Annotated in this window: 25 protein-coding genes; 4 read left to right on the plus strand and 21 right to left on the minus strand. The window is 49.4% G+C overall.

The genetic code is table 11. From position 1 onward, the window contains the following. Nucleotides 1-41: 41 nt before the first annotated feature. From DSM2777_RS15025 to DSM2777_RS15040, 4 genes are all read right to left on the minus strand, one after another. On the minus strand, nucleotides 42-665 hold the full coding sequence (locus tag DSM2777_RS15025; RefSeq protein WP_061554416.1) for a porin family protein: 624 nt from the start codon (nucleotides 663-665) through the stop codon (nucleotides 42-44). 177 nt (nucleotides 666-842) lie between these two features. Next, complete coding sequence (locus DSM2777_RS15030; protein ID WP_061554417.1) at nucleotides 843-2,126, minus strand: c-type cytochrome; 1,284 nt, start codon at nucleotides 2,124-2,126, stop codon at nucleotides 843-845. A gap of 14 nt (nucleotides 2,127-2,140) precedes the next feature. After that, nucleotides 2,141-3,919 carry a GMC family oxidoreductase gene (locus DSM2777_RS15035; RefSeq protein WP_061554418.1) on the minus strand — a complete coding sequence of 593 codons (1,779 nt, stop codon included), beginning with the start codon at nucleotides 3,917-3,919 and terminating at the stop codon, nucleotides 2,141-2,143. Next, nucleotides 3,920-4,651 carry a gluconate 2-dehydrogenase subunit 3 family protein gene (locus tag DSM2777_RS15040; RefSeq protein ID WP_061555405.1) on the minus strand — a complete coding sequence of 244 codons (732 nt, stop codon included), beginning with the start codon at nucleotides 4,649-4,651 and terminating at the stop codon, nucleotides 3,920-3,922. A gap of 404 nt (nucleotides 4,652-5,055) precedes the next feature. Between DSM2777_RS15040 and DSM2777_RS15045 the strand changes: the two genes are divergently transcribed. The 3 genes from DSM2777_RS15045 (at nucleotide 5,056) to DSM2777_RS15055 (ending at nucleotide 8,377) form a co-directional block, all read left to right on the plus strand. Further along, complete coding sequence (locus DSM2777_RS15045) at nucleotides 5,056-6,312, plus strand: nucleoside permease (RefSeq protein WP_061554419.1); 1,257 nt, start codon at nucleotides 5,056-5,058, stop codon at nucleotides 6,310-6,312. A 77-nt stretch (nucleotides 6,313-6,389) separates the two neighbouring features. After that, nucleotides 6,390-7,430: an ADP-ribosylglycohydrolase family protein gene (locus tag DSM2777_RS15050; RefSeq protein ID WP_061554420.1), complete on the plus strand. Its 1,041-nt coding sequence runs from the start codon at nucleotides 6,390-6,392 to the stop codon at nucleotides 7,428-7,430. Beyond that, nucleotides 7,430-8,377, plus strand: a complete 948-nt coding sequence (locus DSM2777_RS15055) for a PfkB family carbohydrate kinase (protein WP_061554421.1) — start codon at nucleotides 7,430-7,432, stop codon at nucleotides 8,375-8,377. The genes DSM2777_RS15050 and DSM2777_RS15055 overlap by 1 nt, the downstream gene beginning before the upstream one ends. A gap of 9 nt (nucleotides 8,378-8,386) precedes the next feature. On the opposite strand, the gene DSM2777_RS15060 is transcribed toward DSM2777_RS15055, so the two are convergent. The 12 genes from DSM2777_RS15060 to focA all read right to left on the minus strand — a co-directional run bounded on the left by DSM2777_RS15060 (nucleotide 8,387) and on the right by focA (nucleotide 18,943). Next, nucleotides 8,387-8,725, minus strand: a complete 339-nt coding sequence (locus DSM2777_RS15060; RefSeq protein ID WP_061555406.1) for a helix-turn-helix domain-containing protein — start codon at nucleotides 8,723-8,725, stop codon at nucleotides 8,387-8,389. Nucleotides 8,726-8,732: 7 nt separating this feature from the next. Beyond that, nucleotides 8,733-8,978, minus strand: coding sequence for a type II toxin-antitoxin system RelE/ParE family toxin (locus DSM2777_RS25005; protein ID WP_237087785.1), 246 nt, complete (start codon nucleotides 8,976-8,978; stop codon nucleotides 8,733-8,735). A gap of 447 nt (nucleotides 8,979-9,425) precedes the next feature. After that, nucleotides 9,426-10,187 (minus strand): GntR family transcriptional regulator, encoded by a 762-nt coding sequence (locus tag DSM2777_RS15070; RefSeq protein ID WP_061554422.1) that lies wholly within the window; start codon nucleotides 10,185-10,187, stop codon nucleotides 9,426-9,428. Between the two features lie 185 nt (nucleotides 10,188-10,372). Then, a complete protein-coding gene (gene purB, locus DSM2777_RS15075; RefSeq protein ID WP_061554423.1) occupies nucleotides 10,373-11,743 on the minus strand; it encodes an adenylosuccinate lyase in 1,371 nt (456 codons plus the stop codon). 133 nt (nucleotides 11,744-11,876) lie between these two features. After that, on the minus strand, nucleotides 11,877-12,503 hold the full coding sequence (hflD, locus tag DSM2777_RS15080; RefSeq protein ID WP_040046563.1) for a high frequency lysogenization protein HflD: 627 nt from the start codon (nucleotides 12,501-12,503) through the stop codon (nucleotides 11,877-11,879). Nucleotides 12,504-12,672: 169 nt separating this feature from the next. Further along, nucleotides 12,673-13,731, minus strand: coding sequence for a GGDEF domain-containing protein (locus tag DSM2777_RS15085; protein WP_046457502.1), 1,059 nt, complete (start codon nucleotides 13,729-13,731; stop codon nucleotides 12,673-12,675). Nucleotides 13,732-13,889: 158 nt separating this feature from the next. Then, complete coding sequence (gene mnmA / locus DSM2777_RS15090) at nucleotides 13,890-14,993, minus strand: tRNA 2-thiouridine(34) synthase MnmA (protein ID WP_061554424.1); 1,104 nt, start codon at nucleotides 14,991-14,993, stop codon at nucleotides 13,890-13,892. A 150-nt stretch (nucleotides 14,994-15,143) separates the two neighbouring features. Next, the gene (locus tag DSM2777_RS15095) at nucleotides 15,144-15,827 is read right to left on the minus strand and encodes an anti-sigma factor (protein ID WP_061554425.1); all 684 of its coding nucleotides are present in this window, start codon (nucleotides 15,825-15,827) and stop codon (nucleotides 15,144-15,146) included. After that, entirely contained in the window at nucleotides 15,824-16,387 is a 564-nt protein-coding gene (locus DSM2777_RS15100) for an RNA polymerase sigma factor (RefSeq protein WP_046457504.1), read from the minus strand. The genes DSM2777_RS15095 and DSM2777_RS15100 overlap by 4 nt, the downstream gene beginning before the upstream one ends. A gap of 58 nt (nucleotides 16,388-16,445) precedes the next feature. Continuing rightward, nucleotides 16,446-17,030 (minus strand): fasciclin domain-containing protein, encoded by a 585-nt coding sequence (locus DSM2777_RS15105; RefSeq protein ID WP_046457505.1) that lies wholly within the window; start codon nucleotides 17,028-17,030, stop codon nucleotides 16,446-16,448. Between the two features lie 97 nt (nucleotides 17,031-17,127). Further along, nucleotides 17,128-17,853, minus strand: coding sequence for a hypothetical protein (locus tag DSM2777_RS15110; RefSeq protein WP_061554426.1), 726 nt, complete (start codon nucleotides 17,851-17,853; stop codon nucleotides 17,128-17,130). A 232-nt stretch (nucleotides 17,854-18,085) separates the two neighbouring features. Continuing rightward, the gene (focA, locus tag DSM2777_RS15115) at nucleotides 18,086-18,943 is read right to left on the minus strand and encodes a formate transporter FocA (RefSeq protein WP_061554427.1); all 858 of its coding nucleotides are present in this window, start codon (nucleotides 18,941-18,943) and stop codon (nucleotides 18,086-18,088) included. A gap of 288 nt (nucleotides 18,944-19,231) precedes the next feature. Here focA and DSM2777_RS15120 point away from each other — a divergent pair, with 288 nt between their 5' ends. Next, a complete protein-coding gene (locus DSM2777_RS15120; RefSeq protein ID WP_061554428.1) occupies nucleotides 19,232-21,244 on the plus strand; it encodes a sigma 54-interacting transcriptional regulator in 2,013 nt (670 codons plus the stop codon). Nucleotides 21,245-21,318: 74 nt separating this feature from the next. On the opposite strand, the gene DSM2777_RS15125 is transcribed toward DSM2777_RS15120, so the two are convergent. Genes DSM2777_RS15125 through DSM2777_RS15145 form a run of 5 tightly spaced genes read right to left on the minus strand, consistent with a single transcriptional unit; the run spans nucleotide 21,319 to nucleotide 26,412 of the window. Continuing rightward, the gene (locus DSM2777_RS15125) at nucleotides 21,319-21,750 is read right to left on the minus strand and encodes a formate hydrogenlyase maturation HycH family protein (RefSeq protein WP_061554429.1); all 432 of its coding nucleotides are present in this window, start codon (nucleotides 21,748-21,750) and stop codon (nucleotides 21,319-21,321) included. After that, nucleotides 21,750-22,526 (minus strand): NADH-quinone oxidoreductase subunit B family protein, encoded by a 777-nt coding sequence (locus tag DSM2777_RS15130; RefSeq protein WP_061554430.1) that lies wholly within the window; start codon nucleotides 22,524-22,526, stop codon nucleotides 21,750-21,752. The genes DSM2777_RS15125 and DSM2777_RS15130 overlap by 1 nt, the downstream gene beginning before the upstream one ends. Further along, on the minus strand, nucleotides 22,523-23,074 hold the full coding sequence (gene hyfH / locus DSM2777_RS15135; RefSeq protein ID WP_061554431.1) for a hydrogenase 4 subunit H: 552 nt from the start codon (nucleotides 23,072-23,074) through the stop codon (nucleotides 22,523-22,525). Before hyfH ends, DSM2777_RS15130 begins: the two co-directional genes overlap by 4 nt. A gap of 10 nt (nucleotides 23,075-23,084) precedes the next feature. Continuing rightward, on the minus strand, nucleotides 23,085-24,824 hold the full coding sequence (locus DSM2777_RS15140; RefSeq protein WP_061554432.1) for a hydrogenase large subunit: 1,740 nt from the start codon (nucleotides 24,822-24,824) through the stop codon (nucleotides 23,085-23,087). Nucleotide 24,825: 1 nt separating this feature from the next. After that, nucleotides 24,826-26,412, minus strand: a complete 1,587-nt coding sequence (locus DSM2777_RS15145) for a hydrogenase 4 subunit F (RefSeq protein ID WP_061554433.1) — start codon at nucleotides 26,410-26,412, stop codon at nucleotides 24,826-24,828. Nucleotide 26,413 lies beyond the last annotated feature (1 nt).

The following is a 26,413-nucleotide window of genomic DNA, read 5'->3' on the forward strand; positions in this document are numbered from 1 at the left end:
AGAAAGCGTCTCTTGGCAAGGTTAATATTCGCGTTATCTTACTAGAAAGTATAACGAAGCCCGATCTCACCGATCTGATCGTCCACTTTCCAATTATGGTAGGTATAACCAATTTCGGTCGCAAGATTTGATGTTAAGGCATAATCTGCCCCAATTCGCGCTTCGTTAAAACCGCGGCTGTCATATTCAGCGTAACGATAAGCGACATTCATACCAATTTTATCGGTAATGTGGCTCTTCACGCCAATTTCACCGGTGGCGCTGCCCCAGCTTTTATCACGCTTCTTATCCCAATCAAAATTGGTTGAAATGACGTGACCACTGGCACCGATGAGTGCATACATATCGGTGTTTGGATTAATTGGGAAATGATAGCCAAGACCCAGCAGGCTATCGCCGCTGCTACGTTGGCTGTTTCCCATTCCGTTCAGGCGCGCATCAATGAACAGATTATTTTCAAATCCGTAGCCACCGCGCAGGTAAAAGCCACCCATGGTGGTTTTGCTTTGATCTGGACGGTTTTGATGCACTAATTTATCAAAATCACTTTTGCTGGTGATACCACCAATCTGAAGGCCGCCAGCGACATAAGTGTAATCGTCGGCTTGTGCCATGCCGGTCATCGCACCGATGATGGCCATTGCGCATAAGGATTGCTTAAACATAGGTGATTCCCTCAATATTCATTGTTGCAGTGTTGCGACAACCAGTATCGAAACTATCGCCTAAACCTTTCCTCAACCATGCGCCATCAAACTTAAACGAAAACTAAACGGGAAATGAAAGGCCCCGTTTAGGGGCCTTTAGAGTATGCAGAGGGCGTGAAATAAATAGAAAAACGATTACTTCTCTTTAGGCTTAGGCAGCTCGGCGCGAATATCTTTCACCTGTGATGCGCTGACGGGTTCTGCTTGGTTTCCCCAGCCAGTGCGCACAAACGACAGCAGTTGTGCGACGTCTTCGTCACTGAGACGCCAGCCAAAATCTGGCATGGTGAGCCCAGTTGGTGCCGTTTGCGTGATCGGCATATGAGATCCTTTCAATACAATGCTAATCAGCGAAGAGGGATCTTTGCTCAGCAGTACAGGATTATGCGCGAGCGCAGGGAAGGTGTTTTCATAGCCCATACCGTCTGAACGGTGGCAGGCAGCGCAGTTATCAAGATACAGCTGCGCCCCCGGCTGCGTTGCCTTACCGCTGGTGAGTGCCTGATAGGTGGCGGGATCCTTCACCAGTTCTTTGGCGTTATCGCCCATCGGCTGCAACGATTTCAAGTAGACCGCAATTGCCTGCAAATCTTCTGCATTTAAATATTGCGTGCTGTCTTGCACCACGTAGGTCATGGAGCCAAACGCGGCGGACTTTTCCGTATGACCGGATTGCAAGAATTGGGCAATTTGTTGCTCATTCCACTGACCCAGACCGGTGACTTTATCACCGCGTAAGTTTGCCGCGTGCCAGCCTTCTAACGTACCCCCGCTGAGATATTCAGGCTCAGACTGGTCTAGCGCTTTTTCTTGGAAACCGATCCCGCGTGGAGTATGACAAGAACCACAGTGACCAAGTCCTTGAACTAAATACGCGCCTCGGTTCCATGCTGTCGTTTGCTGAGTATCAGGTTGGAATACGCCGTCATGACGGAACAGAAGATTCCAGCCAGCCAGCGGCCAGCGCATATTCAGCGGCCAAGGAATATCGCTGTCTTTGTTGGCTTGCGCCACGGGTTTCACTCCATGCTGAAAATAGAGATAGAGATCCTGCATGTCGTCTTCGTTGATTTTAACGAAGGAGGGATAGGGCATAGCCGGATAGAGATGGGTGCCATCTTTGCGGATACCTTTGCGCACCGCGTCGGAAAACTCGGCAAAGCTGTATTCGCCAATACCGTGTTTTCTATCTGGGGTGATATTGGTGGAATAGATTGCCCCGACCGGCGTTGTCATTTTTAATCCGCCAGCAAAGGGCTGCCCCCCAACGGCGGTATGGCATGCGGTACAGTCGCCCGCACGGGAAAGATATTCACCATGGGCGATTCGTTGCTCGAGTGGAACAGGGGCGGCTTGAGCATAAAATCCGGTTGCGCTCAGTAACAATATGGCCAGCTGCGTTTGTCTGATTATTTTCATGATTACTCTCCCTGTCAGGCCTGAACCAATGGGCCCGGATTGGCTAAGTATTGGGTGCGAATGGCATGTGCTGACCAATAGGCTAACGCGCCAACCAATCCGGTTGGGTTATAGGCCATATTTTGTGGGAAGGCGCTTGCACCCTGTACGAAGACGTTAGGGACGTCCCAGCTTTGCAGGTATTTATTCACCACGCTGTTGGATGGGCTATCGCCCATAATCGCGCCGCCGGTGGTGTGGGTTGACTGATAAGGGCGGACGTCATAATGACTATTCATGTCCATCACCGAGACTTTCATTTGTTTAGGATTCATCGCGGTGGCGATACCCTGCATTTTACTGGTGATGTGCTGCGTCATTTTCACTTCATTGGGCTTCCAATCAAAGGTCATGCGAAGCAGGGGCTGGCCGAAAGCATCTTTATAGTTTGGATCGAGATCTAAATAGCACTCTTTGTACGGCATGACCGAACCTTCGGAACCGATGCTCATCGAATGCAGATAGTTATCTTTGATCCCTTGTTTCCAACCTGCGCCCCACGTTGGCGTATCGGCAGGCAGTGTCATTTGCTGGATCGGACGTCCACCGGTACGCACGGCGGAGATATAAGCACCGCCGATAAACCCAAGATTGGTATGATCGAAGTTATCACTGTTGAAATCATCAATGACGGCACCCGCAGCACCAGCGCCGATAAACGGATTGAAATGGGTGTCTTTATCAAAGAAGAGCGAAATACCGCTGTTCATTTGATACGCGTAGTTTCTCCCCACCATTCCTTCACCCGTTTGTGGGTTGTACGGCTTACCAATGCCGGAAAGTAACAGCAAGCGAACGTTATGCAGCTGATAGGCGCTCAAGATAACCATATTGGCCGGTTGCTCAATTTCGCGGCCTTGGATGTCGATGTAGGTTACGCCGGTGGCTTTTTTACCACTGCTATCGAGGTTTACCTTAATAACCATGGAGTTGGTGCGTAGTTCAAAGTTTTTACGCTGGGTGAGCACAGGCAAGATGGTACTTTGCGGCGATCCTTTGGAGTACATGAAACACCCAAAGCGTTCGCAGTAACCGCAATAGTTGCATGGGCCCAATTGTACGCCATAGGGGTTGGTATACGGTTGTGAGCAGTTCGCCGCAGGAATGGCAAAAGGGTGATAACCCAGTTCTTTGGCGGCTTGGCTAAATAAGGTCCCCGAATAGAGTGATTTAAGCGGTGGAGTAGGATACTCGGAGGCTCTTGGGCCTTCAAAAGGATTACCGCCTTCGATAATTTCGCCCCGCAGGTTGCCAGATTTACCGGCGGTTCCACAGACTTTTTCGAACTTATCAAAGAAAGGCTCTAAGTCGGCATAATCAACAGGATAGTCTTGCAATAACATGCCTTGAGGAATAAATGTCTTTCCATAGCGTTCGCTGATTGTGGTGTGTAATTTTAAATCGCTCGGTAAGGCCCGCCAGTGCATGCCGTTCCAGTGAACACCTGCACCCCCAACGCCGTTACCCGGCAAGAATGAGCCAAATTGGCGGTAGGGTACGGCGTAATCGCCGGGATTATGGCGCACGGTCACCGTTTCTTTGGCCGCTTCTTGGAAAAGCTTGAGCCGAATCCCGTAGGTCAATTCATCGGCAATACGTGGATAAGCAAAGTCAGGGTAGGTATCTCGTTTTTCCCCACGTTCTAACGCGACGACGCTCAAACCCGCATCGGTCATTTCCATGCCCATAATGGCGCCGGTCCAGCCAAAACCGACAATTACCACGTCAACGGGGTCTTTTTTTATCGTTGTCATCTATGCAGTCCTCTTGCTGGAAATACTGACAGGGCCCTGTGGGTAAGGCTCATTCGGGTGATCAACCCAGTCGGTGAAGTCGGCGCGAGCGCCGGGGAATCCGATCAGTTGCCACGATGCGAGCGTCTGGTTGCCTCCGTGGATGGGGTCAGCAAAATATCCCTCTTTGGTATTTTGTAGCAGTAAATCGAACAGCATTTTGGCGGGAACGGCATCGAATGTCGGTTGGTCTTTTTCTAGGCTAGATAGCACCTGATCCTGCTGTTCCGGTTTTAGCTCGGCAAAACGATGTTGAAATTTCTGCTGGCAATAATCGTTCACCGCACCGATCCCTAAACGATAAACCTCGCGAGGAACCAATTTGGACTGATACCCCAGTTCAGGCACCGCGGCGACAAAAGGGGGATGCATATACCACAGACCGCCATGACCGAAGGGGGCTTCCATCTGTTTATCAATAAAAACCGGGACACCCTGCGATACCGCGCCTGGACCATTTGCATCGGTAGGGATTAGCCGTTCACAGGCTGCTAGCAGGAAGGCCCATTCCTCATTATTAAAATAAACAGGAACGTAGTGCTGGCTCACTCCGGGGGACTTTGCTGGTGATGCTTGGGCAGTTGTGGTGAGCGATACCACACCGGTTCCTGCCGCTGCGGCAAGTGGGATCAGCGTTAACGATTTTTTTAAGAACAGCCTTCTGGCTGGAATTGCTTCATGAGGCTTCGACATAACGGCACCTTGCTTTAAGAGATACCTGTTACCCAAGAAATGCTGTTTATTTTGATCCAGCGTTAGATTGAGTAACAGGCTGAGAAGGATGATGAAGACATTATGATAAGCATTTACCTTCCATATCATTAGCATGCTAATCATGATTTCCATTGTAAAGATGTGGAAATAAAAAACAATTAAGAAAATATTTTCATACAATTTTTTTACTTAATGCTCTCAGTAAAATAACGATCAAGGGGTGGTTGGCTAGAAAGGTGCGAGGAGAACGAGAAGAAAACGTTTGCCTAGATTGAGAGAGCAAATATGATTGTTCGATTCAGCTCTCAGTTTTATTTCAATGGTATTATTAAGGTACTACGCAATGAAAGGGTTGTTAGTCCATTCGTGTGCAAGGAAATCAAATGCAAACAGTTAATAATAACAATACTAAACTATCCGTGATGATGTTCGTGGAGTGGTTTATTTGGGGCGCATGGTTTGTGCCGCTCTGGCAGTATCTGAATAAACTCGGTTTTTCTCCTTCAGAGATAGCATGGTCATATAGCAGCACGGCGATTGCGGCAATACTGTCTCCGGTACTCGTGGGGGTTATTGCCGACCGCTATTTTGCGGCACAAAAGGTACTGGGGTGGCTGCATTTGGTGGGCGGCACGCTCATGCTGCTTTTGGCATGGCAGACGCAGTTCTCAACATTTTTTCCTCTGCTGGTGGTTTATGCTTTGACGTATATGCCAACCGTAGCGCTGACTAACAGTATCGCCTTTGCCAATATTCGTGATACTGAAAAAGACTTTCCCCGAATCCGCGTATTAGGCACCTTAGGTTGGATTGCTTCCGGCTTGGTCGTTGGTTTTATGCTGCCGCCATTGCTGGGGATGGATAACGTTTCGGATACCAATATGCCGCTGATTGTCACGGCGCTGGCTTCTGTATTGTTAGGCCTGTACAGCTTTATGCTGCCAAACACGCCGCCGAAAGTGGGTCAACGTACCGATATTAAAGATTTGCTCGGACTGAATGCGCTGAGCCTGTTGCGTGACCGATCTTTTGCGATTTTTGCGCTGTGCTCGTTTCTCTTCTGTATGCCTCTGGCTTTCTACTATCAATTTGCCAACGGTTACCTCACGCAGGTGGGCTTAGAAAATGCCACCGGCTGGATGACGCTTGGGCAGGTGTCCGAGATCTTCGCCATGCTGGCGTTGCCGTTCTTGTTAAAGCGTTATGGCATCAAAAAAGTTCTACTGCTGGGCTTCGTCACCGCGGGCATTCGCTATGTGCTGTTTATCTATGGCGGTACGGCGGATGTGCTGATGTATAGCATGCTGTTTATCGGTATTTTGCTACACGGCGTTAGCTACGACTTCTACTTTGTGACCGGCTATATCTACGTTGATAAAAAAGCGCCTGCGCATATGCGAACAGCGGCGCAGGGTTTGATCACGCTTATTTGCCAAGGTTTCGGCAGCTTTATCGGCAACTGGCTGGGAGGCCGCGCAATGACAGCCTTCCAATTACCTGAAGCTCACAACGGTATGACCTTTGACTGGTTTACCGTGTGGGGCGTTGGTGCGGCGATGGTCTTTGCCGTGATGCTGCTCTTCATTCTCTTTTTCCGCGAAAAAAACCGTGAAATCACGCAGGTTGCTATCGGAAATTAATACCGTTTTTATTTAATCTTGCGGCGACTTGGCTGTTTCCTAACGCGGTCGCCGATGAAATATTGAGGTTGTTTGCTATGAACTTACATGTATCTTCACAGGCAGAAGTGACTCTCCAACAGCGTATTCTTGGTGCGCTTTATGGCCAAATGTTGGGCGATTCACTTGGGATGCCTTCTGAGCTTTGGCCACGCTCACGCGTGCGTAGCCATTTTGGCTGGATTGACCGCTTCTTAGATGGCCCTCAGGAAAACAACGCTGCATGTTATTTCACCGCTGGACAATTCACCGATGATACCTCGATGGCACTGGCATTAGCTGACGCGCTGGTAGAGGCTAACGGAAAAGTGGTCCCTGAGCTGATTGCGAGAAACGTTATTCGTTGGGTCGATAGTTTCGATGCGTTTAATAAGAATATTTTAGGCCCAAGTTCAAAAGTGGCGCTGCGTGAACAGAAAGAAGGCAAGCCAATTAGCAGTTTAGAAAACAACGGTGTGACTAACGGCGCGGCGATGCGCGTTTCTCCTTTGGGATGCGTGCTTCCTTCGGCTCCGTTGCGTACTTTTGTTGATCAAGTATGGGAAGCCTCGAGTCCAACGCATAAATCGGATATTGCGGTAGCCGGTGCCGTGGTGATTGCATGGGCAGTCTCTAAAGCTGTTGAAGGCGCTTCGTGGGATGAAATCAAAATGGCGCTGCCTGCCGTGGCCACCTATGCGCAAGAGTTTCGACCATCAACGTTCAGCGCATCCTTGGCAGCGCGCATTGAACTGGCGCTTTCGGTGGTTTCTGGTTCTGATGGCATTGAAGACGCCAGCGAGCGCGTTTATCAATTAGTGGGGGCGGGGGTGAGTACCATCGAATCTGTTCCTGCGGCGATTGCGATGGTTGATTTGGCTCAGGGATGTCCTAACCAGTGTGCGGTGCTGTGTGCCAATCTTGGCGGTGACACTGATACCATTGGTGCTATGGCAACGGCTATTTGCGGCGCATTGAAAGGGGTTAACGCCATTAAACCTGAATGGCTGTCAACGCTGCAACAAACTAACCCTATCGATATGACGCGTTATAGCATCGCGTTCGAAAAATTCCGTGCTCAATGGCAGGACGCAAAATAATGAAACCGTGGCTGAACCAATTTTTGTATCAACGAAAGCAGGCGCAGCCCGTCATGGTGCTCGGCGCCTCGGTCATGGACGTGGTGGCGGATACCGATCGTATACCAGAAAAGGGCGGCGATCAGCCCGCCTTTGAACGCGGTGTTCATCTGGGCGGATGTGCGTTAAACATTGCGCTGGCGCTGCATCGTTTGGGCGTTAGCTGTGTACCCATGCTGCCAATTGGCGAAGGAATGTGGGCGGATCGGCTGCGGGCGGCCATGGCGAGCAAAGGCATTCATAGCCAGCTTAACGTCACCGGAGGCGACAATGGTTGGTGTTTGGCGTTGGTTGAACCCGATGGTGAGCGAACCTTTATCTCATTTGACGGTATTGAAAACCAGTGGCAGGCACAGTGGTTAGCACCGCTGACACCAACGTCGGGCTTTGTGTCCATTTCCGGCTATCAGCTTAGCGTTCCGCGTGGTGACGTTTTACTGAATTGGGTTAATGGTTTGCCGAAGGATGTGAAGGTGGTGGTAGATTTTGGCCCAAGGCTGGATCGCATTTCACCTCAGATAGTTCAGCAGCTATTGCGCCCCGGCGTTATTCTCACGTTAAATGAGCGTGAAGCCCAGATCCTTGGTATGCAAAAAGATGGCGTTGAGGCGTTTTGTCAGCAGCTTCATCAGCAAACCAAAGAGTTGGTGGTGGTCAGAATGGGAGATGCTGGCTGCTATTATCATCAAGCGGATGATGAAAAAGGCTGGGTTGATGCTTGCCTCGTCAACGTGGTTGATACGATTGGCGCCGGTGATAGTCATTGTGCTGGACTGCTGGCAGGATTGGCCTGTGGATTATCAGCCAAGGATGCATTGACGTTAGCCAACCATATTGCTGCCTATGTGGTGTCTTTCCGCGGCGGTGATTGTGCACCGACCACGGAAGAGTTAGCCGAGTTTTTCTAACCTCACGCGTTATTCAATCACTAAACGTGCTCGCTTGCCGGTCATGCTCAACATGCCGACAAGTGAGTCGATAGTAAACTTCTCGATTTTTTGATTCACCACGTCGGAAACTCTCGGGCGGGAAATATTCAATATTTCCGCGGCAGCGCTTTGTTTAAGGTTGTTAGACGCAATCCACTGGGTAATTTCAACCATCAGGGTGATCTTCATCTCTAACTCCGCGTTAATCTGGGTGAGAGATTCTGCATGTAATTGCTGGGCTTGGCTGTCAGAAAAACCAAGGTCTGCAAAAATATTGCCATCCGCTTCAGTAATATGGCGAGACTGAGTATCAATGTGGTTGTTCATGTTGTGATTACTCATGTTTAAGACTCCTTTCTTTGGTGATTTCTTTATACCGCAACATGACGATTTCATTGTCTATGCGCGAGGTCTTTTGCGTTTTCTTCGTGAAGCAATGCAGCACATAGACAGATTCGGCAAATGTTGCGACATACATGATTCGGTATTGGTTATTGTCGTTATCTATTCGAATTTCAACGACACCGGAACCTAGATCGTTTCTCGGCTTCCAATGCCGAGGCTCAAGGCCATATTGCACACGGTGAAGTTCAAACCCTGCCGTTTTTTTACTTCATCGCAGAAGGAGAGTAATGCCTTCTTAGATGTTCCCCTCCAGTCGATAGGTTTAACGCTAGGTGTTAGTTTTAAACCAGAAACTGTTATGGCAATGAAAGTCCTTTTTTGATCACACATGGTGTCGTTCCTTTGTGTATAAAATTTTATACATTTATGTATGCTTTGCAAGCAGTATTTTCAGTTGCGTATCAACATCGCTCGGCATGTCGTCGCCGAAAAAGAGTAATCCTGAGCAAATTGAATTGCTTGAGGAAATTTGATTGATGATGAAAGCCTGCGAAGCTGCACACAGTGCGATAAAGATCGAAAGGGAATTGCTAGATGAATATGCGAAGGAATTCGCAAAGAAGGAAACAAAAAAGCGCCACTCACTTGGTTGAGTTGCGCTCTGATGATGGGGCGTTAGAACTCAATCTTCGGTTGAGTACTCATACATATCACCACGGCAGTAGTTGATGCTGTACTCCAACGGTCGCAGTTCGTGATCGAGCAAGGTTTGGCGAATGACCAACATTGCCGAAGGTTCTTTGATCAGTAGCTTTTCGCGTAGTTCGTTATTCGCTAAGCAGGCGCTAATTTGGCTATAAAGCTTACCAAATTGGATCTGGCGGCTGCGCAGGTAGTCGTACAGTGAATTGCCGATTTGCTCTACGTCATCAATGGCGTTTTCAACCACGTATGAAATAGCGACGGAAACGGGGCTGTGATCCACGGTACGAATACGTTCTAGGCGGAAAACCGAACTGTTTTGTGGAATATTCAGTTTTTCGGCAACGTTGAGTGATGCTGTTACACGTTCACGCTTAATCCACACTGAACCGGGCGTCCGGCCTTGTAGATTGACCTCACCCGAAAACCCTTTAATGGTAGCGAGTGAGTAAGCCAGTGGCGACGCTGGGGTGTTTTTCACCATAGTTCCAAAACCACGGCCTCGACCGATAATATCGTCTTGTTCAAGGCATGCCAGCGCTTTACGCACCGTAATTCTGGAAATTTTTAATGCGTCAGTGAAAGCACGCTCGCTGGGTAGAAAATCGCCGGGTTTGACGATCCCTTGATCAATGGCTTCGCGGAGAGATTCATTAAATCGAAGATAGATTGGCATTGAGCCAGTTTGGGCAATATCTTGCTGTAATTTATTTAATAACTGCAGGCTATTTTCTGCGCTCATAGCATTGAACGTCCGGATTATTTGTATTGATTAAGACGGATGAGATCCTCAGTGTAGACCGTGATTTCAGATTGCAGAAGGAAAAATACGTGATTTCGTGGCAGGGGTTTATATCGAAGCACAAAATACAACAGGCTGAATGAAAACTGCCCGCAATGGCGGGCAGCTTGAAGCGGAAATGCTAATTATTTCAGCTTATCAACGAGAGTAATGGCTTCACCAATATAATTGGCTGGTGTCATGGCTTTCAGGCGCGTTTTCTCATCGTCTGGCAGAGCCAGTCCATCGATAAATGCCTGCATGCCCGCCGCGTCAACACGTTTACCGCGAGTTAACTCTTTCAGTTTTTCATACGGCTTTTCGATGCCGTAACGGCGCATCACGGTCTGAATTGGCTCGGCCAACACTTCCCAGTTGTGATCCAGCTCATCCAGAAGATGATCGCGATTCACTTCCAGCTTGCTAATCCCTTTCAGGGTGGACTGATAAGCGATTAATGCATAGCCAAGTCCAACGCCTAAGTTGCGCAGTACGGTGGAATCCGTAAGATCGCGCTGCCAGCGTGAAACCGGCAACTTAGCGGCCAAATGCCCCAGAACCGCATTCGATAGACCCAGATTACCTTCAGAGTTCTCGAAGTCGATTGGGTTGACTTTGTGCGGCATCGTTGACGAGCCTATTTCACCCGCGATGGTTTTCTGTTTGAAATGGCTAAGAGCGATATAGCCCCAAATGTCGCGGTCAAAGTCGAGCAAAATGGTGTTGAAGCGTGCGACGCAGTCAAACAGTTCTGCAATATAGTCATGCGGTTCAATTTGCGTGGTGTATGGGTTCCATTGGATCCCCAGAGACGTGACGAACTCTTCGCTGAACTGATGCCAATCGACTTCAGGGTATGCCACTACGTGGGCATTATAGTTACCCACCGCGCCGTTGATTTTGCCTAGGATATCGACATTACCCAACTGGCGGAATTGGCGTTCCATGCGGTAAGCCACGTTGGCAAATTCTTTACCGACGGTAGAAGGTGTTGCTGGCTGACCGTGGGTGCGAGAGAGCAGGGGAATATCGCGATATTCCTGAGACAGGCCAGCAATCGCGTCGATGATTTTGCGCCACTGCGGCTTAATCACTTCTTCACGCGCGGTGTTCAGCATCAATGCGTGAGACAGGTTGTTAATGTCTTCAGAGGTACAGGCAAAGTGGATGAACTCAGATACCGCTTGTAGCGCAGGAACTTCGGCGACTTTTTCTTTCAGGAAGTATTCTACGGCTTTAACGTCATGATTGGTGGTGCGCTCGATGGTTTTGATGCGCTGAGCGTCTTCTTCGCTGAATTCGGCGACAATTTTGTCAAGGAAAGCGTTTGCGTCGGCGTCAAAAGGCGGAACTTCGCGGATTTCTGCACAGGCTGCTAATTTCTGCAACCAACGTACTTCTACCTGCACACGGAACTTCAGCAGACCATATTCACTGAAAATCGGACGCAGCGCGGTGACTTTATCGCCATAGCGGCCGTCAATCGGTGACACAGCGGTCAGAGAGGATAATTCCATCGGTAGCAACTCCTGAGGGATTGAGGTGGATATTGAAAAACGTAATCAATCGGTACATCTTCCAGCGAGTCATCGCTGGGCGAACTGTATTAAACCTACAAAACCTTGTCTTTAGAACTGACAAAGCCTTGGATTAACAATGCGTGAGTAAATTTTGTGCCATCTGGAATAAACGGTTGCGCGAGAACATCAGCTGCAAGCGACCACCGCCAACCTGTTGCCACAAGATCCCAGAGCGAATACCCGCTAACAATGCAGCGCGTACTTTGGCTTGAATTAGCGGATTTTGCAGGATAGTTGGGGAACCCGTGACCTGAATACGTGGGCCTAATGGGCTTACGACGTCAACGTAAATCGAGGCTAGAGAGCTAACAATCGTTTCGGATTCGAGATCGAAATGTGCCAGCTGTCGGTCTAGAACATTGATGCGGTCAGACAGCGTTTGCATGGCGGCATTGTTGCCAAACAGCTTGCGTTCTAACACCATCAGGCTCAGACAATAACGCGTTAACTCCGCGCCAGGCCCTTGGCGGTTGGCATTTAGCACGTTTAACAGCGTTTCGAGGCCTAACTTAAGATCGCGCTCATGATCGCCGAATACGGCCAGCGTTGATGGCGGGTTAGTTTGAAGAATACTGTTCAGCGACGTTCTCATTGCGGCGTTATCGCACTGGCCTTCATGTGCCAACTGTTGAACCAGTCGAGCTGATTGACAGATACCAGCTAATGCCAAGGTGATGTCGTAGTAGTTCTTCGCCACGGAGACTCCTGTATGCGCGGGCAAGGAAAAATTAACGCAGGTTTAGCAACCCGCGTAGAAATTCAAGCGCAGATCATGCCACAAAGCAGGGCTTAAACACAGAGGCAATCGAGTCCCTTGCTGATATTTGGCTGACGTCTGCTCGATTCCCACGCCGATGGGGCAAACTTTACTCGATAACCACTTTGTTTTTGCCGCTGTGCTTCGCCGTGTAAAGCGCATTATCGGCACGATTGAGCGCTTCCTCTATTGTTGCTGTTTTTCCATCAAACAGGCTAATACCAAATGAGGCCGTGACATGAATTTTTGGCCCATGTGAGAGGAAGAATTTACGGTTACTGATGGCTAACCGGATACGCTCACAGACGTGATATGCGCGGTTGAGATCGTCATAATTGATAATAAGCGCAAACTCTTCACCGCCAAAACGGGCCACAAAATCGCCTGAACGGGTGATCAAACGAATCAGCTCAGCCACTTCAATCAAAACCTGATCGCCCGCTAAGTGCCCATAGGTATCATTAACGGATTTGAAGTTATCAATATCGATCATCACTAAACAGCAGGGCGAACGCGACTTCGATAACGCCTGCATTTGTTGCTCGAGCGCCTGTCGGTTATGCACTTTCGTCATGGGATCAAGCAACGATGCTGCGCGAACTTTAAAGAAGGCATCGACGCTGCGGCGCTTGATGGACAGGGTTTGATAACAGACCAGTAAGCAAAGAAAAGAGACAACTTGGTAGATCAAAATATCGAGTACGTGATTTTTGGTATGCAAAAACGGTAGCACAATCACTATGCGATACAGCGTGATAAAAACGATCGTTTTGAGATAGGTGCGAAAGGTATTTCGCTCCCAGACTTTCGCGATGAGCACCGGAACCAGCATCACCGCCAGTAGCAGATTATCGAGAACGAAACCGCCGGTGGTCGCGAAGTTCACTAGCCATGCGGTAATCCCTGCAATACCGCCACCAAAGAAAGTGACTAACAGCATCGGTACAATTTCGAAGCTGTAGTAAATCTCATGGGTGAAGTACATTTTACTGCGCGTGAGATAGAGCGAGATGAGTCCCGCGATCACGCCAAATAAAATGCGGCGACTCAACGATGAATGTGAATTTAATGCGTTGTGTTTGCTAAGCACGAAATAGCTCACCGACAGCGATGCGTAGGTGACACAAGCATTTATGTAGAGAACATCGAGCGACTGTAACGGATTCATCGTTTATCTCTGATTAGTATTCGTCAGAATATTCTCAGTCTAGCACGCGACTTTCAACCGTAATTTAAGAAAGGATTTATTTATAACTGTCTGAATTTTGTAAATAAGAAAGCCGGAGAACAAATAATGTGCTCCGGCTTAAGTAAGCTGCTGAAAACTTAGTCAATGATGCGTTGTTCGATAACACCGCCGCCTAAGCAGACTTCGTCGATGTAAAACACCGCAGACTGCCCTGGCGTCACCGCAGCAACAGGTTCGTCGAAGCGAACTTCAATGCGTTCATCATCAATTGGCGTGACGGTACAAGCGATATCCGGCTGGCGATAGCGAGTTTTCACCACGCAGCGGAACGGTTCACGCACGGTTTTACGATCGACCCAATGCAGCTGCTGGGCAATTAAACCATTCGAGTACAGGCTTGGGTGGTCGTGGCCTTGAGCAACGAGCAACACGTTGTTTTCAAGATCTTTCTCGACTACGTACCAAGGATCTTCACCGCCGTCTTTAGTGCCGCCGATACCGAGCCCCTTACGCTGTCCGAGAGTGTGGTACATCAGGCCTTGATGCTGGCCGATCTCTTCACCGTCAACGGTCATGATTTTACCCGGCTGTGCAGGCAAATAACGGCCAAGGAAGTCACGGAATTTACGTTCACCGATAAAGCAGATGCCGGTTGAATCTTTCTTCTTCGCGGTAGCAAGCTCTAACTGTTCGGCGATTTTGCGAACTTCCGGCTTTTCGAGCTCACCCACCGGGAACAGGCTCTGTGCCACTTGCTCATGGCTCAGCGTATACAAGAAGTAACTCTGATCTTTGTTGGTATCAACGCCGCGCAACAGCTGCGTGGTGCCGTTAATATCACGGCGGCGCACGTAGTGGCCTGTTGCAATGTAGTCAGCGCCTAAGTCTTCGGCGGCGAACTCTAAGAATGCTTTGAATTTGATCTCTTTGTTACACAGGATATCAGGGTTAGGCGTTCGGCCTGCTTTGTATTCGGCTAAGAACAGCTCAAATACGTTATCCCAATATTCAGCCGCAAAGTTAACGGTATGCAGTTCGATACCTAACTTGTCGCAAACTGCCTGAGCGTCAGCCAGATCGGTCGCCGCTGAGCAGTACTCTTCATTGTCGTCCTCTTCCCAGTTCTTCATGAACAGGCCAGCAACCTGATATCCCTGTTGTTGTAATAGGTAGGCGGATACGGAGGAATCAACGCCGCCGGACATCCCGACGATCACTTTTTTCTGGCTGTTATCTGACATGAGACTCTCACAGTCTGAGTGGAACACAAATTTAAGGGGCGGATTTTAGCACGAAAGCAGGGCGTGGAAAAAGCACTGCGCCGTATTTTCTAGACGACTGGTCTAGCGGCGCAGGCTGAAGCGATGGGCATATCGAGAACAATGCCTATTTTACAGTTGAATACTGCCTGTAAACAGAACCTTACCGGTTGGCTGTCCGGTTGGAGAACCACCACGCGGCTCAAGGCTTATGGCCAATAGGCTGCCATTAATAATCGGTTTGCCTAATGCTGAAACGGCGCTCAATGCGGTATTGCTGATAATACCGAGTGAAATAGGCTTGCCACCTTTCGGTATCGCCCACAGTTCTAAGCTGCGGTCGCTAGGAATATTCAACCCACGCGGCGGTGTTAACGTTAACGCATGGCTGTCTGGATTTAAGCTAACCTGCCAGCGCATATTATTGTCTTGAGTGGCCAGTACCGCGACTTCAGACGGTGGGGCGTAGGGTTTCACCAATGTTCTCGGTAGCAGGACTAATAACAAGCAAGCGGCGGCTAGCACGACTGCGCCTATCCAACCATGGCGTTTAAACCAGTGAGATTTAATATGTGTGACGTTGTCACGTTCACCGTCTAGCTGGCGCACAATATTTTGCCAAACATGAGCTGGAGGCTGAATCGGTTGGTACAGATCGTCAAGCGGTGCCAGGCCATTTTGCCAACGTAGCACCTGAACTTGCAGCTCAGGCGTCTTTTCCAGCCAACGCTCAAACCGTGCTCGAGGCAAACCGCGAAGCGTGCCGAGCACGTATTCGCCAGCCAGTTGTTCGAGGTGTTCAGTGCGTGGGATCATAAGCCTAAGCATCCTTTAAGTTGTTCTAGGCCACGGCGTATCCAGCTTTTTATGGTCCCCAGCGGCTGGTGGAGAAAGGCGGAAACTTCGCCATGTGACAGCCCTTGATAATAAGCCAGTACCACGGTTTGCTGCTGATCGGAGGGCAGGCCAGCTAAGCACTCTTTTAGCCGCAGATTTTGCACGCTGTCTTGAATATGCTGTAGCGGATCGTCATTAATGCCGCTATCACTCATCACCGTGTCAAATTCATCATCGGTTGGTATTTCATAGCGCGCGCTGCCGCTACGCAAACCATCGATAGCGCGATTACGGACGATATGGGTCAACCAGGTTTGCGGGCTACTGAGTCCTGGCTGATAGGTTGCCGCTTTGTGCCAGATGGTAATAAAACTCTCTTGCAGAATATCCTGCGCCCATGTGGGATTACGTAAGATTTGCACGGCAACCGAATAAAGCCTCGGCGACGTTTGGCGATACAGATCTTCAAAGGCCGCTCGGTTTCCCCGAGCAGCCTCTTGGATTAGTCGTGTTAGAGGCTCAATATCGCCATTATTCATCGTTCTACCTTGTGCAGGATTAATCTACAGAATTCGCCTGCAGCAAGTATAGACGGCTTTATTTAGGAAGGAGCACCTTGTCAATGACATCGATGACACCGTTTTTCTGATGAACGTCATATGTGCTGATGTTTGCCACGCCGCCGTTCGCGTCTTGGATCTGAATATTGTGCGGACCGTTTTGTAATAGCCAGATATCTTGTCCGTTCACGGTTTTAAGCATCGCTTTGCCATTACCTTGATGGATTTTTTTCTCCAGCGCTTTCATATCCAGAGAGCCGGGGACCACATGATATGTGAGTACAGACACCAGTTTGGCTTTGTTTTCTGGCTTTAGCAGAGTATCTACCGTGCCTGCTGGCAGGGCGGCAAAGGCTTCATTAGTCGGCGCAAAAACGGTGAAAGGGCCTTTCCCCTGCAAGGTATCGACTAAACCTGCGGCTTTGACTGCTGCCACCAAGGTGGTGTGATCTTTAGAGTTCACTGCGTTTTCGACGATGTTTTTTTGTGGATACATTGCTGCACCACCGACCATGGTAGTACCACCAGACATCATGGAGGCTTCAGACATGTTTTGTGCAAATGCAGAAGCGCCACACACCAGCAGAGAAGAGCAAAGTAAGGTACGGGTAAACATATTCATGATGCGTTCCTTATGAGTAGGGGAAAAGTCAGGCTCTGTGCCTCACATACTCATATACGGACGGGGGGATGGATTGGATGCAAAAAAATAAAATATTTTAGATTTTCTTTCGATGCCGCTCGCCATCATCAAATGCTTCATCCGGTGTCTTGCCATGGCGCAGGAGGCGACAAACGGCACCGTAAGACTTATTGGGCATCAAACTTTCGTAGGCATCACGGATAGAGCGGTAGTGGTTTCCGTTCACGCAGATGCCATTTTCTTTGCCAACGCAACGGTTATGCACGATTAGCGACTCAGAGAGAATAAGCCGATAAGTGGAAATCTCCCGCCAGGAAAAATCAATGATGTCATAAGGATGAATGCCAGCAGCGTCAGAGCGCCAACGAATGTAGTAGGGCTGATCTTCATCGTTGAGATAAACGCATTGCAGCCTTTTTGCTCCCCGCATATTGAGATGGTTGAAAAGATCGAAGCTATTCTTTTTCGACCACTGATACAGGTCACGAACGCTCCAGTTATTGACGCGAAATACGCGTCCTGCTTGTAAATGATTTCGGCCTCTGTTCGTGCGCCGTTCAAAGGTGTGGTAGCGGTAGATATGCCATGCTTTTGTTGCTTGGTAGAATAAAATTTCAAGGTGATGGGAATGGTCTTCTCCTGAGGTAAGGTTTACGCCAGTGTGTATCTGATATAGCGTCTGTAAATGTGCTAAGAAGCAGGCTTTTTTCGGTTTGCCATAACGTTCAAAATACGTGATAAAACAGACCGAAAGGTTCTCTATCGTGTCATGTTGAATAAGACTAACCTGTTTCTTTGGCATATTAAGTGAGCCTGTTTATCTTTGTATATTGGCAGCAGTTTGGTATTCGCTCGGCTTTGCTGGTTGTCAATTTATCCGTGAATGGAATTATTTTTTTAAATCGTCAAATCTGACGAGATAAATTAAAATTTATCGTTACCGATATCATGCATTAAGTTTTTCCCTAGCTATCACAATGGCAGTACGCCATTATGATAATGAGTTTCTCATATCGTCATTAATGACGAAAATATTACTTTCCATTTTTAGGATGGCGTAAGTAGATCATCCAGTAAGTAATTCCTACTAATACGCCACCACCGATAATATTACCTATAGTGACGGGGATAAGATTATCAGTAATAAAGTTATTCACGGTGAGAGCAGAAAACTGATCCGGTGTTGTATTCAGCGTTTGCCAGAATGTATCAGGTGAAAAATTGCGAATGACGATCGCCAGCGGAATAAGAAACATATTGGCAATGCTGTGCTCAAAACCGCTGGCAACAAACATGCCGATAGGCAATAAGAGAGCGGCAATTTTGTCGACCAAAGTACGTCCAGAGTAACTGAGCCATACGGCAAGACAAACCATTAGGTTACACAATATGCCGAGGCATACTGCTTCAATAAACGTATGATGCATTTTGTGATCGGCGGTCTGTAAAACGTTAAGCCCCCACTGGCCGTTGCTATTCATCGCTTGTCCTGCGAACCAGATAAGCGCGACCAGCAGCATGGCACCGACAAAGTTTCCGACGTAGACGATGATCCAGTTGGTTATTAATTGACGCCAGTTGATAAGGCCGCTGGCCTTAGCCATCACGGTAAGTACCGAAGAAGTAAAGAGATCCGCGCCACTAACGACAACCAGAATCAGCCCTAAGGCAAAGCATAATCCACCGGCCAGTTTGGTGACTCCCGTTGCGGGCGCAGGGCCCATGGTCACGGTGATGTAGAAGACAAAGGCGAGGGAAATAAATACGCCAGCGGTTAATGCGAGAAAGAATGAGAGCTCTTTCTTTTTCGTTGCTTTATATAATCCTGCTTGTTCAGCGACTTTTGCCATTTCATCCGGCAAGCGTAAATCAAATGGATTGCCTGTGCTCATAGCTAACTCCTGTCATATCATCTGATATAAAAAAGGAACGAATTGAAAGTGTGATTCTATATTCACTTTAAAACATGCACGTTGCGTACCAAAAAAACTTTATAGCGAATGTGGAATAACTATCGAGATCACAAAATTTGATTATTAAAGATGACGTAGATATATGTGGGAGTTGAGGAATAAAAAAATATCCTGTTCTGATCAAAGAATAATGTGTCATTTCTTATATTAATTTAAAAACGTATTACACTGGGGATTCAATAATCAGAATGATAACGTTGCGATATTATGAAGCCGAGCGAAACGAGTATTGTTACTAGCGTTGTTACTCCGCAAAATTTACCGTGGCAGGAGGTTGTCTCTCTGGTTACGCAGCAGTTGCTTGGCCAAACCGACAGTATTTCTGCGCTCAAAGCCTTTATCCCATTACCGCCCCCCTTTAGCCCTGTGCAATTTATCGAACTTCATCTCAACGACGGCGTTTATTATCGCTGTTTTGATGACGGCAGCGTTGAGCGTTCGGCAACGGCTTTTACGGGCAGCGTGAGCGACTGCAATTTGCACGTGGTCAAGCTTGCGGGCAGCACGCTGGTTGAGCTCAGATTTGTGCGTAATGACGGTGGGCTGTTTAGCGCTGACGATAAAGTGCTTTTTTCCTGGCTCGCGCGGCTGGTCACACCGGTCATTGAAGGCCTATTGGAGCAAGAGCGCCTGCGCGAAGAGTGCGTAAATTTAAGTCATGAACGCGATCAGTGCCAGATTTTGGTGGATACCACCAATTCTGTGTTATCGCATTTGGAAACGGATGCACTGGTGGCAGAAGTGTCGAAAGAGATCCATCGCTTTTTTGGTATTGCATCGATTGGCATGGCGTTACGCGACGCCGGTAAACAGCAAAGTTTAGTGGTATACGCCAGTGACTATTTGCTTCATCAATCTGTTACCTGTAGCCAATTTTCTCTTGAGCTGGACGGCAGCATGGTGGCGCGTTCACTGCATGAAAATCAGTCTATTCTGGTGCAAACCCATAAGCATTTAGCCGATTGGAGACAAGATCCATTGCTTCAGACATTGGCTCAAAAAGGCATGCAGGCGGCTTTTTTTCTGCCGCTATCGTTTAATCACAAGCCTCTCGGCGTTCTGATTTTAGCGCATCCAGAACCCGCGATTTTTACCCGCGATAGCTGCCAGCTTTTGGCACAGATCGCGGCTCGTATCGGCATTGCGGTAGAAAATGCCGACGCTTATGGCCAGATTACCCGCAGTAAAGATAGTCTGGCGCATGAAAATATCTGGCTCAACGAGCAAATCCAAAATAGCGATGGATTCAGCGACATTATTTACCAAAGCCAAGCCATGAGTGATGTGGTTGAGCAAATGGAAATGGTGGCAGAAAGCGACAGTACCGTATTGATTTTGGGGGAAACGGGAACCGGCAAAGAGATGGTGGCTCGCGCTATTCACAAGCTAAGCGCCAGACATAATAGCCCCATGATAAAAATGAACTGTGCGGCTGTGCCTTCCAGTCTGCTTGAAAGCGATCTGTTTGGTCATGATAAAGGCGCGTTTACCGGTGCCACCAATACCCATCTCGGGCGCTTCGAAATGGCCGAGGGGGGAACGTTATTTTTAGATGAAATCGGTGATATGCCGCTCGAACTTCAACCCAAACTGCTGCGCGTTTTGCAGGAACGGGAGATCGAACGTTTGGGGGGAAATCGCGTTATCCCTGTCAATGTGCGCGTTATTGCTGCGACCAACCGTGATTTGCAACACATGGCGGCGGAGCGTGAGTTCCGCGGCGATCTCTATTACCGGCTGAATGTGTTTCCGATTTTGTTACCCCCGCTGCGCGAAAGGCCAGACGATATTCCTTTATTAGCGAGATTTTTTACTCAAAAACTGGCTCGCCGCATGAATCGAGATATTGACAGTATTCCCGCCGAAGCCTTAGACCATTTGAGCCGATATCCTTGGCCTGGCAACGTGCGTGAGCTGGAGAACGTGATTGAAAGAGCGGTAATTTTGACCCGGCGCGGGCCGCTTAATTTGCAGCTTAATGATTTACGCATTCCCGCAACCAAAAAGCATGTGACAGATAAAATCTCCAAAATGGCGCAGATTCTGCAAACCAAAGCCCCAGAAAATGATGAAGAGGAAAGAGAGCGTATTGTTCAGGTGCTGCGTGAAACTAACGGCATTGTGGCGGGGCCACGCGGTGCGGCGGTTAAGCTGGGTATCAAACGCACCACGTTGTTATCGCGGATGCAGCGTTTAGGCATTTCTGCTCGCGAAGTATAAATTTTGGAACGGCAAATTATCTACTGTTTGGGAAGCACATTGCTGTGCTTCTTCTTCATTTTGTGATGAGGCAATTAGATATTGGCCGGTGTCTTTTTCACCATCAGATAGATGGCGGGTTCGTGAACTATTTCGGTTAACAAACGGATTAAAGTCGAACTCCATGCGGCAAAGGGTGCCGCTGCTGACTCACATAGCGGAGCAAAGGCGTTGGCGAGCATCTGAGTGTGCGTAATATCAATCGTTATCTCGCCAAAAGTCAGTAGCCCACGCATTTTACGCAGTGCGCCACCCTCAGGTAAGAGAGAAACCCAGCGCTGGTACTCTTCTAAAGAACAGGTGAGTTCGGTATTCAGACAGTCAATAACGCCCACGTGATGCCCAATCGCCAAGGAGTAGTACATCACCTGCTGCGCCTGTTCGGGGACATCGCCGCTATCGAGAAATTTTTGCCGCAGTGACCAAAAGACCACGTTATGCTGATTTGTTTTTTCTTCCCCAGTCATTACCGACCTCCCGTAGCCAGTAGGCTTTGTAGCCGATGTACGATCTCGTTTAAGCGTGGATCGTTCGCACTTTGCAGCCATTGTTCAATATTGCCAGCCACGGTGTTGGCATCACCGTTGTGTAGCAAACCGAGGAATTGATCGCTGATCTCGCGTCCTTGCCGGTAACCGGCCAAACGCCGCGCTTCACGTTCAACGAGTATTCTGAGTTCAGGCAGCGTTTGTGGCAGTAATAACGAGGCTTTCTCATCCGTTTGCTGCTGGTGGTTTACGCCTTTAAGTTTTTGATCGAGCAAACCGAGTGCGACGGCGAAGCCGTAAATCGTTGCGGCAGGCGTTGGCGGGCAACCGGGGATCCAGACGTCAATGGGAACAATCGTATCGCTGCCGCCCCAAACGCAGTATAGGTCGTGGAAAATGCCTCCGCCGCAGCCACAGGCGCCGTAGGAAATACAGATTTTAGGATCGGGCGCGGCTTCATAAGCACGTAACGCCGGAACGCGCATCGCCCGCGTGACCGCGCCGGTGAACAGAAGAATATCGGCATGGCGCGGTGAGGGAACCACTTTGATACCAAAACGTTCGGCGTCAAACAGAGGGGTGATCGCGGCGAATATTTCTATTTCGCAGCCGTTGCAGCCGCCGCAGTCGACGCGATAGACGTAGGCCGAACGTTTAATATCCCTGAGCAGGGTTTGTTTGAGCGCGGTTGCCGACTCATCCAATTGAGTCGGTTGGCTGGCTGTATGGCCTATAGGATTCGATGTTTGGCTCATTGATTTTTCTCCCCAACGTGATAACTCAGGTTCTGGTGCTCATGATGGCTGAGGTCATCTCTGCGTCGGCAGCGAGGGCAGGTTTCAAACTTAGGGCGCATTTCCTCAACGCTGGCGGCATCGACGCCAGACTGGACCAGCAACGCCATGGCATATTCCACCGATTTCAGCGGCGTGAAAGGACGGTGACAGCTGCGGCAGTTCTGGAGTTGAAAGGTTGCTTTCACATACAAATCGGGTTTGTGGGTGACCGCCATTTCAAACTCGGGCGACAGTACAATCGCTCGCGTTGGGCATACTTCTTCACATCGGCCACAAAAGATGCAGCGGCCAATAAACAATTGCCAAATGCGTTCGCCGCTCTGGAGATGAGTTTCCATCGTCAATGCGTTAGCGGGGCAGGCGACGGTGCAGGCCCCACAAGCGATGCATTGTTCTGGATCGTATTCCGGTTTGCCACGAAATCCGGGGCAAACGTCCAGCGGCTTGAACGGATATTTCACCGTTGGCTCACCGGCTTTGAGGATAGTCTTAAACAGTTTCAGCATTGTTTAACCCTCATTTCAGCGGTGAATGGTTACGTTCAACGCTATAGCGTTCAATTTCCCGATAGGAGACGGTTTTGGATTTTTTCTTACGTACGTCAACTAGGGTTACCCGATCGGTACAGGAGTAGCAGGGGTCAAGGCTACCAATGATCAGTGGAGCATCGGAAATGGTGTTTCCACGCAGCATGTAGCGCAATACCGGCCAGTTGGCGTAGGTTGCAGCGCGGCAGCGCCAGCGGAACAATTTTTGATTGTCGCCCAGCATGCTCCAATGCACGTCTTCACCGCGTGGTGCCTCGGCATAACCCAGAGCAAATTTATGTGGTTGATAGGTAAAGCCCTCGACCAGCAGATTGCCTTCGGGCAAGTTGTCTAAACCGTACTCGATCATGGCTAAAGAATCGAAAACCTCCTTCACGCGCACCATCACGCGTGAGAACACATCGCCGCCGTCGAAGGTAAATAGCGTTTTAGGTAGGTTGCCGTAATCGGCATACGGGTGGTCGAAACGCATGTCTCGCTTGAAACCGCTGCCGCGGATCAGTGGCCCAACGGGGCTGAAATCACGCGCGATTTTGCGATCTAAAATGCCTACGCCCTGTGTGCGCTGCTCAATGTTGGGCGTATTCATCAGCATATCGACTAGCTGAGTAACGTCATCGCGCATTTCGTGGACTAATTGCAGGGTTTTCATCTGCTGGGCTTTGAGAATGTCACGACGAATACCGCCAATGAGGTTTAAGCCGTAGGTTTTGCGTGCGCCGGTGAGCAGCTCCGCCATCATCATGGATTTTTCACGCACGCGGAAAAATTGCATGAATCCGGTATCAAAGCCGACAAAGTGGCTCGATAGGCCGAGGTTAAGCAGGTGGCTGTGCAGACGTTCGACTTCTAACAAAATACTGCGAATGGTATGTGCTCGAGGAGGAACCACGATACCGAGCGCGTTTTCAACCGACGTCGTGTAGGCCACGCTGTGGGTGAAGCCGCAGATTCCGCATACCCGATCGGACAGGAAGGTGACTTCGTTATACCCCATACGGGTTTCAGCCAGCTTCTCCATCCCGCGGTGCACGTAAAAAAGCCGATAGTCAGCATCGATAATCTGCTCGCCGTCGACAAACAAGCGGAAATGCCCAGGTTCGTCCGAGGTAATATGCATCGGGCCAATCGGCACAATACGGTTATCTTTGCCGCCGAGCTCATTGATGAATTCATAGGTTTCGGCATCGGTGGTTGGCATTGGGCGCTGGCGATAATCCATCGAATCTTTGCGCAGCGGATACATGCCGTCAGGCCAGTCATCGGGTAGCACTAAGCGCCGTTCATCGGGTAAACCCACCGGTATTAAACCGTACATATCGCGGATTTCACGCTCACCCCATACCGCAGCCGGAACACGAGGTGTAACCGAAGGGAACTCCAGCGTGGTCGCGCTGACCAAGGCTTTTACCGTGACCCAACATTTCTCGCCTTCTTCCATCGATAGCACGTAATAAACGGCAAAATAACCATTTAGTGAACGTTCATCGTTGCCAAATAACACCGGCAGCCAGCCGCCGAGCTGATAGTACAGATACCCCACAATCTCTGGCAGTTCGTTAGTTTTGACCGTAACGGTGAGCTGATCGGCAGTTTGCCACTCTTCGTCTAGTACGCTGTTGGGAAATTTTTCGCGCAGTTTTTTTAAATAACCCGCACCGCGCTTTTCACCCTGTTGATTGCTATTCACCACATTTAGGTAGCTCACATTACTTCTCCATGCAGGATGTTGATGCGCATTGCGCGGACGGAACACGTTGTGCAGCGACCCACGGCCAACTGAAGTTTGGGGTCTGCGTTGATGATGGATTCATGACGATGGTGGCGGCGTTTTCTAGTAGACGTGTTACCGGCTGGGGAATGTGCGTCCCCATGATCAGCATCAGCACGATCAGGATCGCCATCGGTAAGGTGGTGAACAGCCCCAGTTCGCCTTTGCTGACGGCCTCTGGGGCATCGCCAAACAGAACGCATGCCACCATGCGAACTAGGCCGCCGAGTACGATGGTCAGCAGCAACAGGATAAATACCGTGAGCCAAAGATGCCCCGCTGCCAGACCGACGACAACGGTCATAAATTCACTGATGAAGACGTTAAATGGAGGCATTCCGCCGAGTGCCAATGCGCCTCCCGCGAAGAGTACGGCGCTGAACGGCATGATTTTAAGCATGCCTTTCACCGCGTGCAGATCTCGTGTGCCGTATTTCAATAACACGTTGCCAGAACCGCAAAACAGCAGGGTTTTGGCGAGACTGTGATTTAGCGTGTGCAGCAAAGCCGCCAGCATCCCCAGCGGGCCGCCGATGCCTATAGCGACCACAATCAGCCCCATGTTTTCAACGCTGGAGTAGGCCAGTAGGCGTTTGATGTCGCGCTGAACCAGAATAAAGAACGCTGCAACGGCTACAGACAGCAAGCCAAATACGATGAGTAATCGGCTTGGGAACACGGGGCCGATAGCGGCACTGATGATGATGTAGTAACGGATGATGACTAACAGAGCGCAGTTCAGCAGCACCGCAGAAAGCAGGGCGCTGGTAGGGCTTGGCGCTTCGCTATGGGCATCTGGTAACCACGCGTGCATAGGAAATAGCCCGGTTTTGGTTCCGAAGCCAATCAGGATAAACACAAAGGCTAAATGCATCAGCGTTGGGTCTAGTTCGCTCGCGTGTTTAAGCACTTCTGTCCAGAAAATAGCGTTGTTGGCATCGGGCATAAAGCTGGCCGCATTGGCATAAACCAAAATGGTGCCAAACAGGCCGAAGGCGACGCCGACGGTACAAATGATGATGTATTTCCATGCGGCTTCCAGCGACGATCGCTGGCCGTAAATGCCCACCAGAAACGCCGAGCTTAAGGTGGTGGCTTCAATGGCGGCCCACATTAAGATGAGATTATTACTGGTGACCACCAGCAGCATGGTGAAGAGAAACAGGTGGAAGAAGCCATAGTAATTGCACAGCGTCGGGACGGAAATTTCCCCTTCGTCGACTTCATGGCGCATGTAGCCAATCGAGTAAAGCCCGGTTAAAAAGCCAATCACGCCCAGAATTGCCAAGAACAGAGCGCTGAGACTGTCGATGTGCAACCACTGATTAGCCGATAAGAGTTCGCCGTGTTCAGCGGTTATCGCGACCACCCATAGGGCGACAATTAACAGCGCGAGAATGCCAATGCTGTGTAGCGCTGTGACCACGATTCGGGCTGAATCACCCAGCAGGCGGCTGGCAAAGGTTAACAACGAGGCAATTAACGGCGTCGCCAGTAGGAGAAATAAAATCGATTCTTGATTCATC

It is taken from the genome of Obesumbacterium proteus, assembly GCF_001586165.1.
Taxonomy (GTDB): Bacteria; Pseudomonadota; Gammaproteobacteria; order Enterobacterales; family Enterobacteriaceae; genus Hafnia; species Hafnia protea.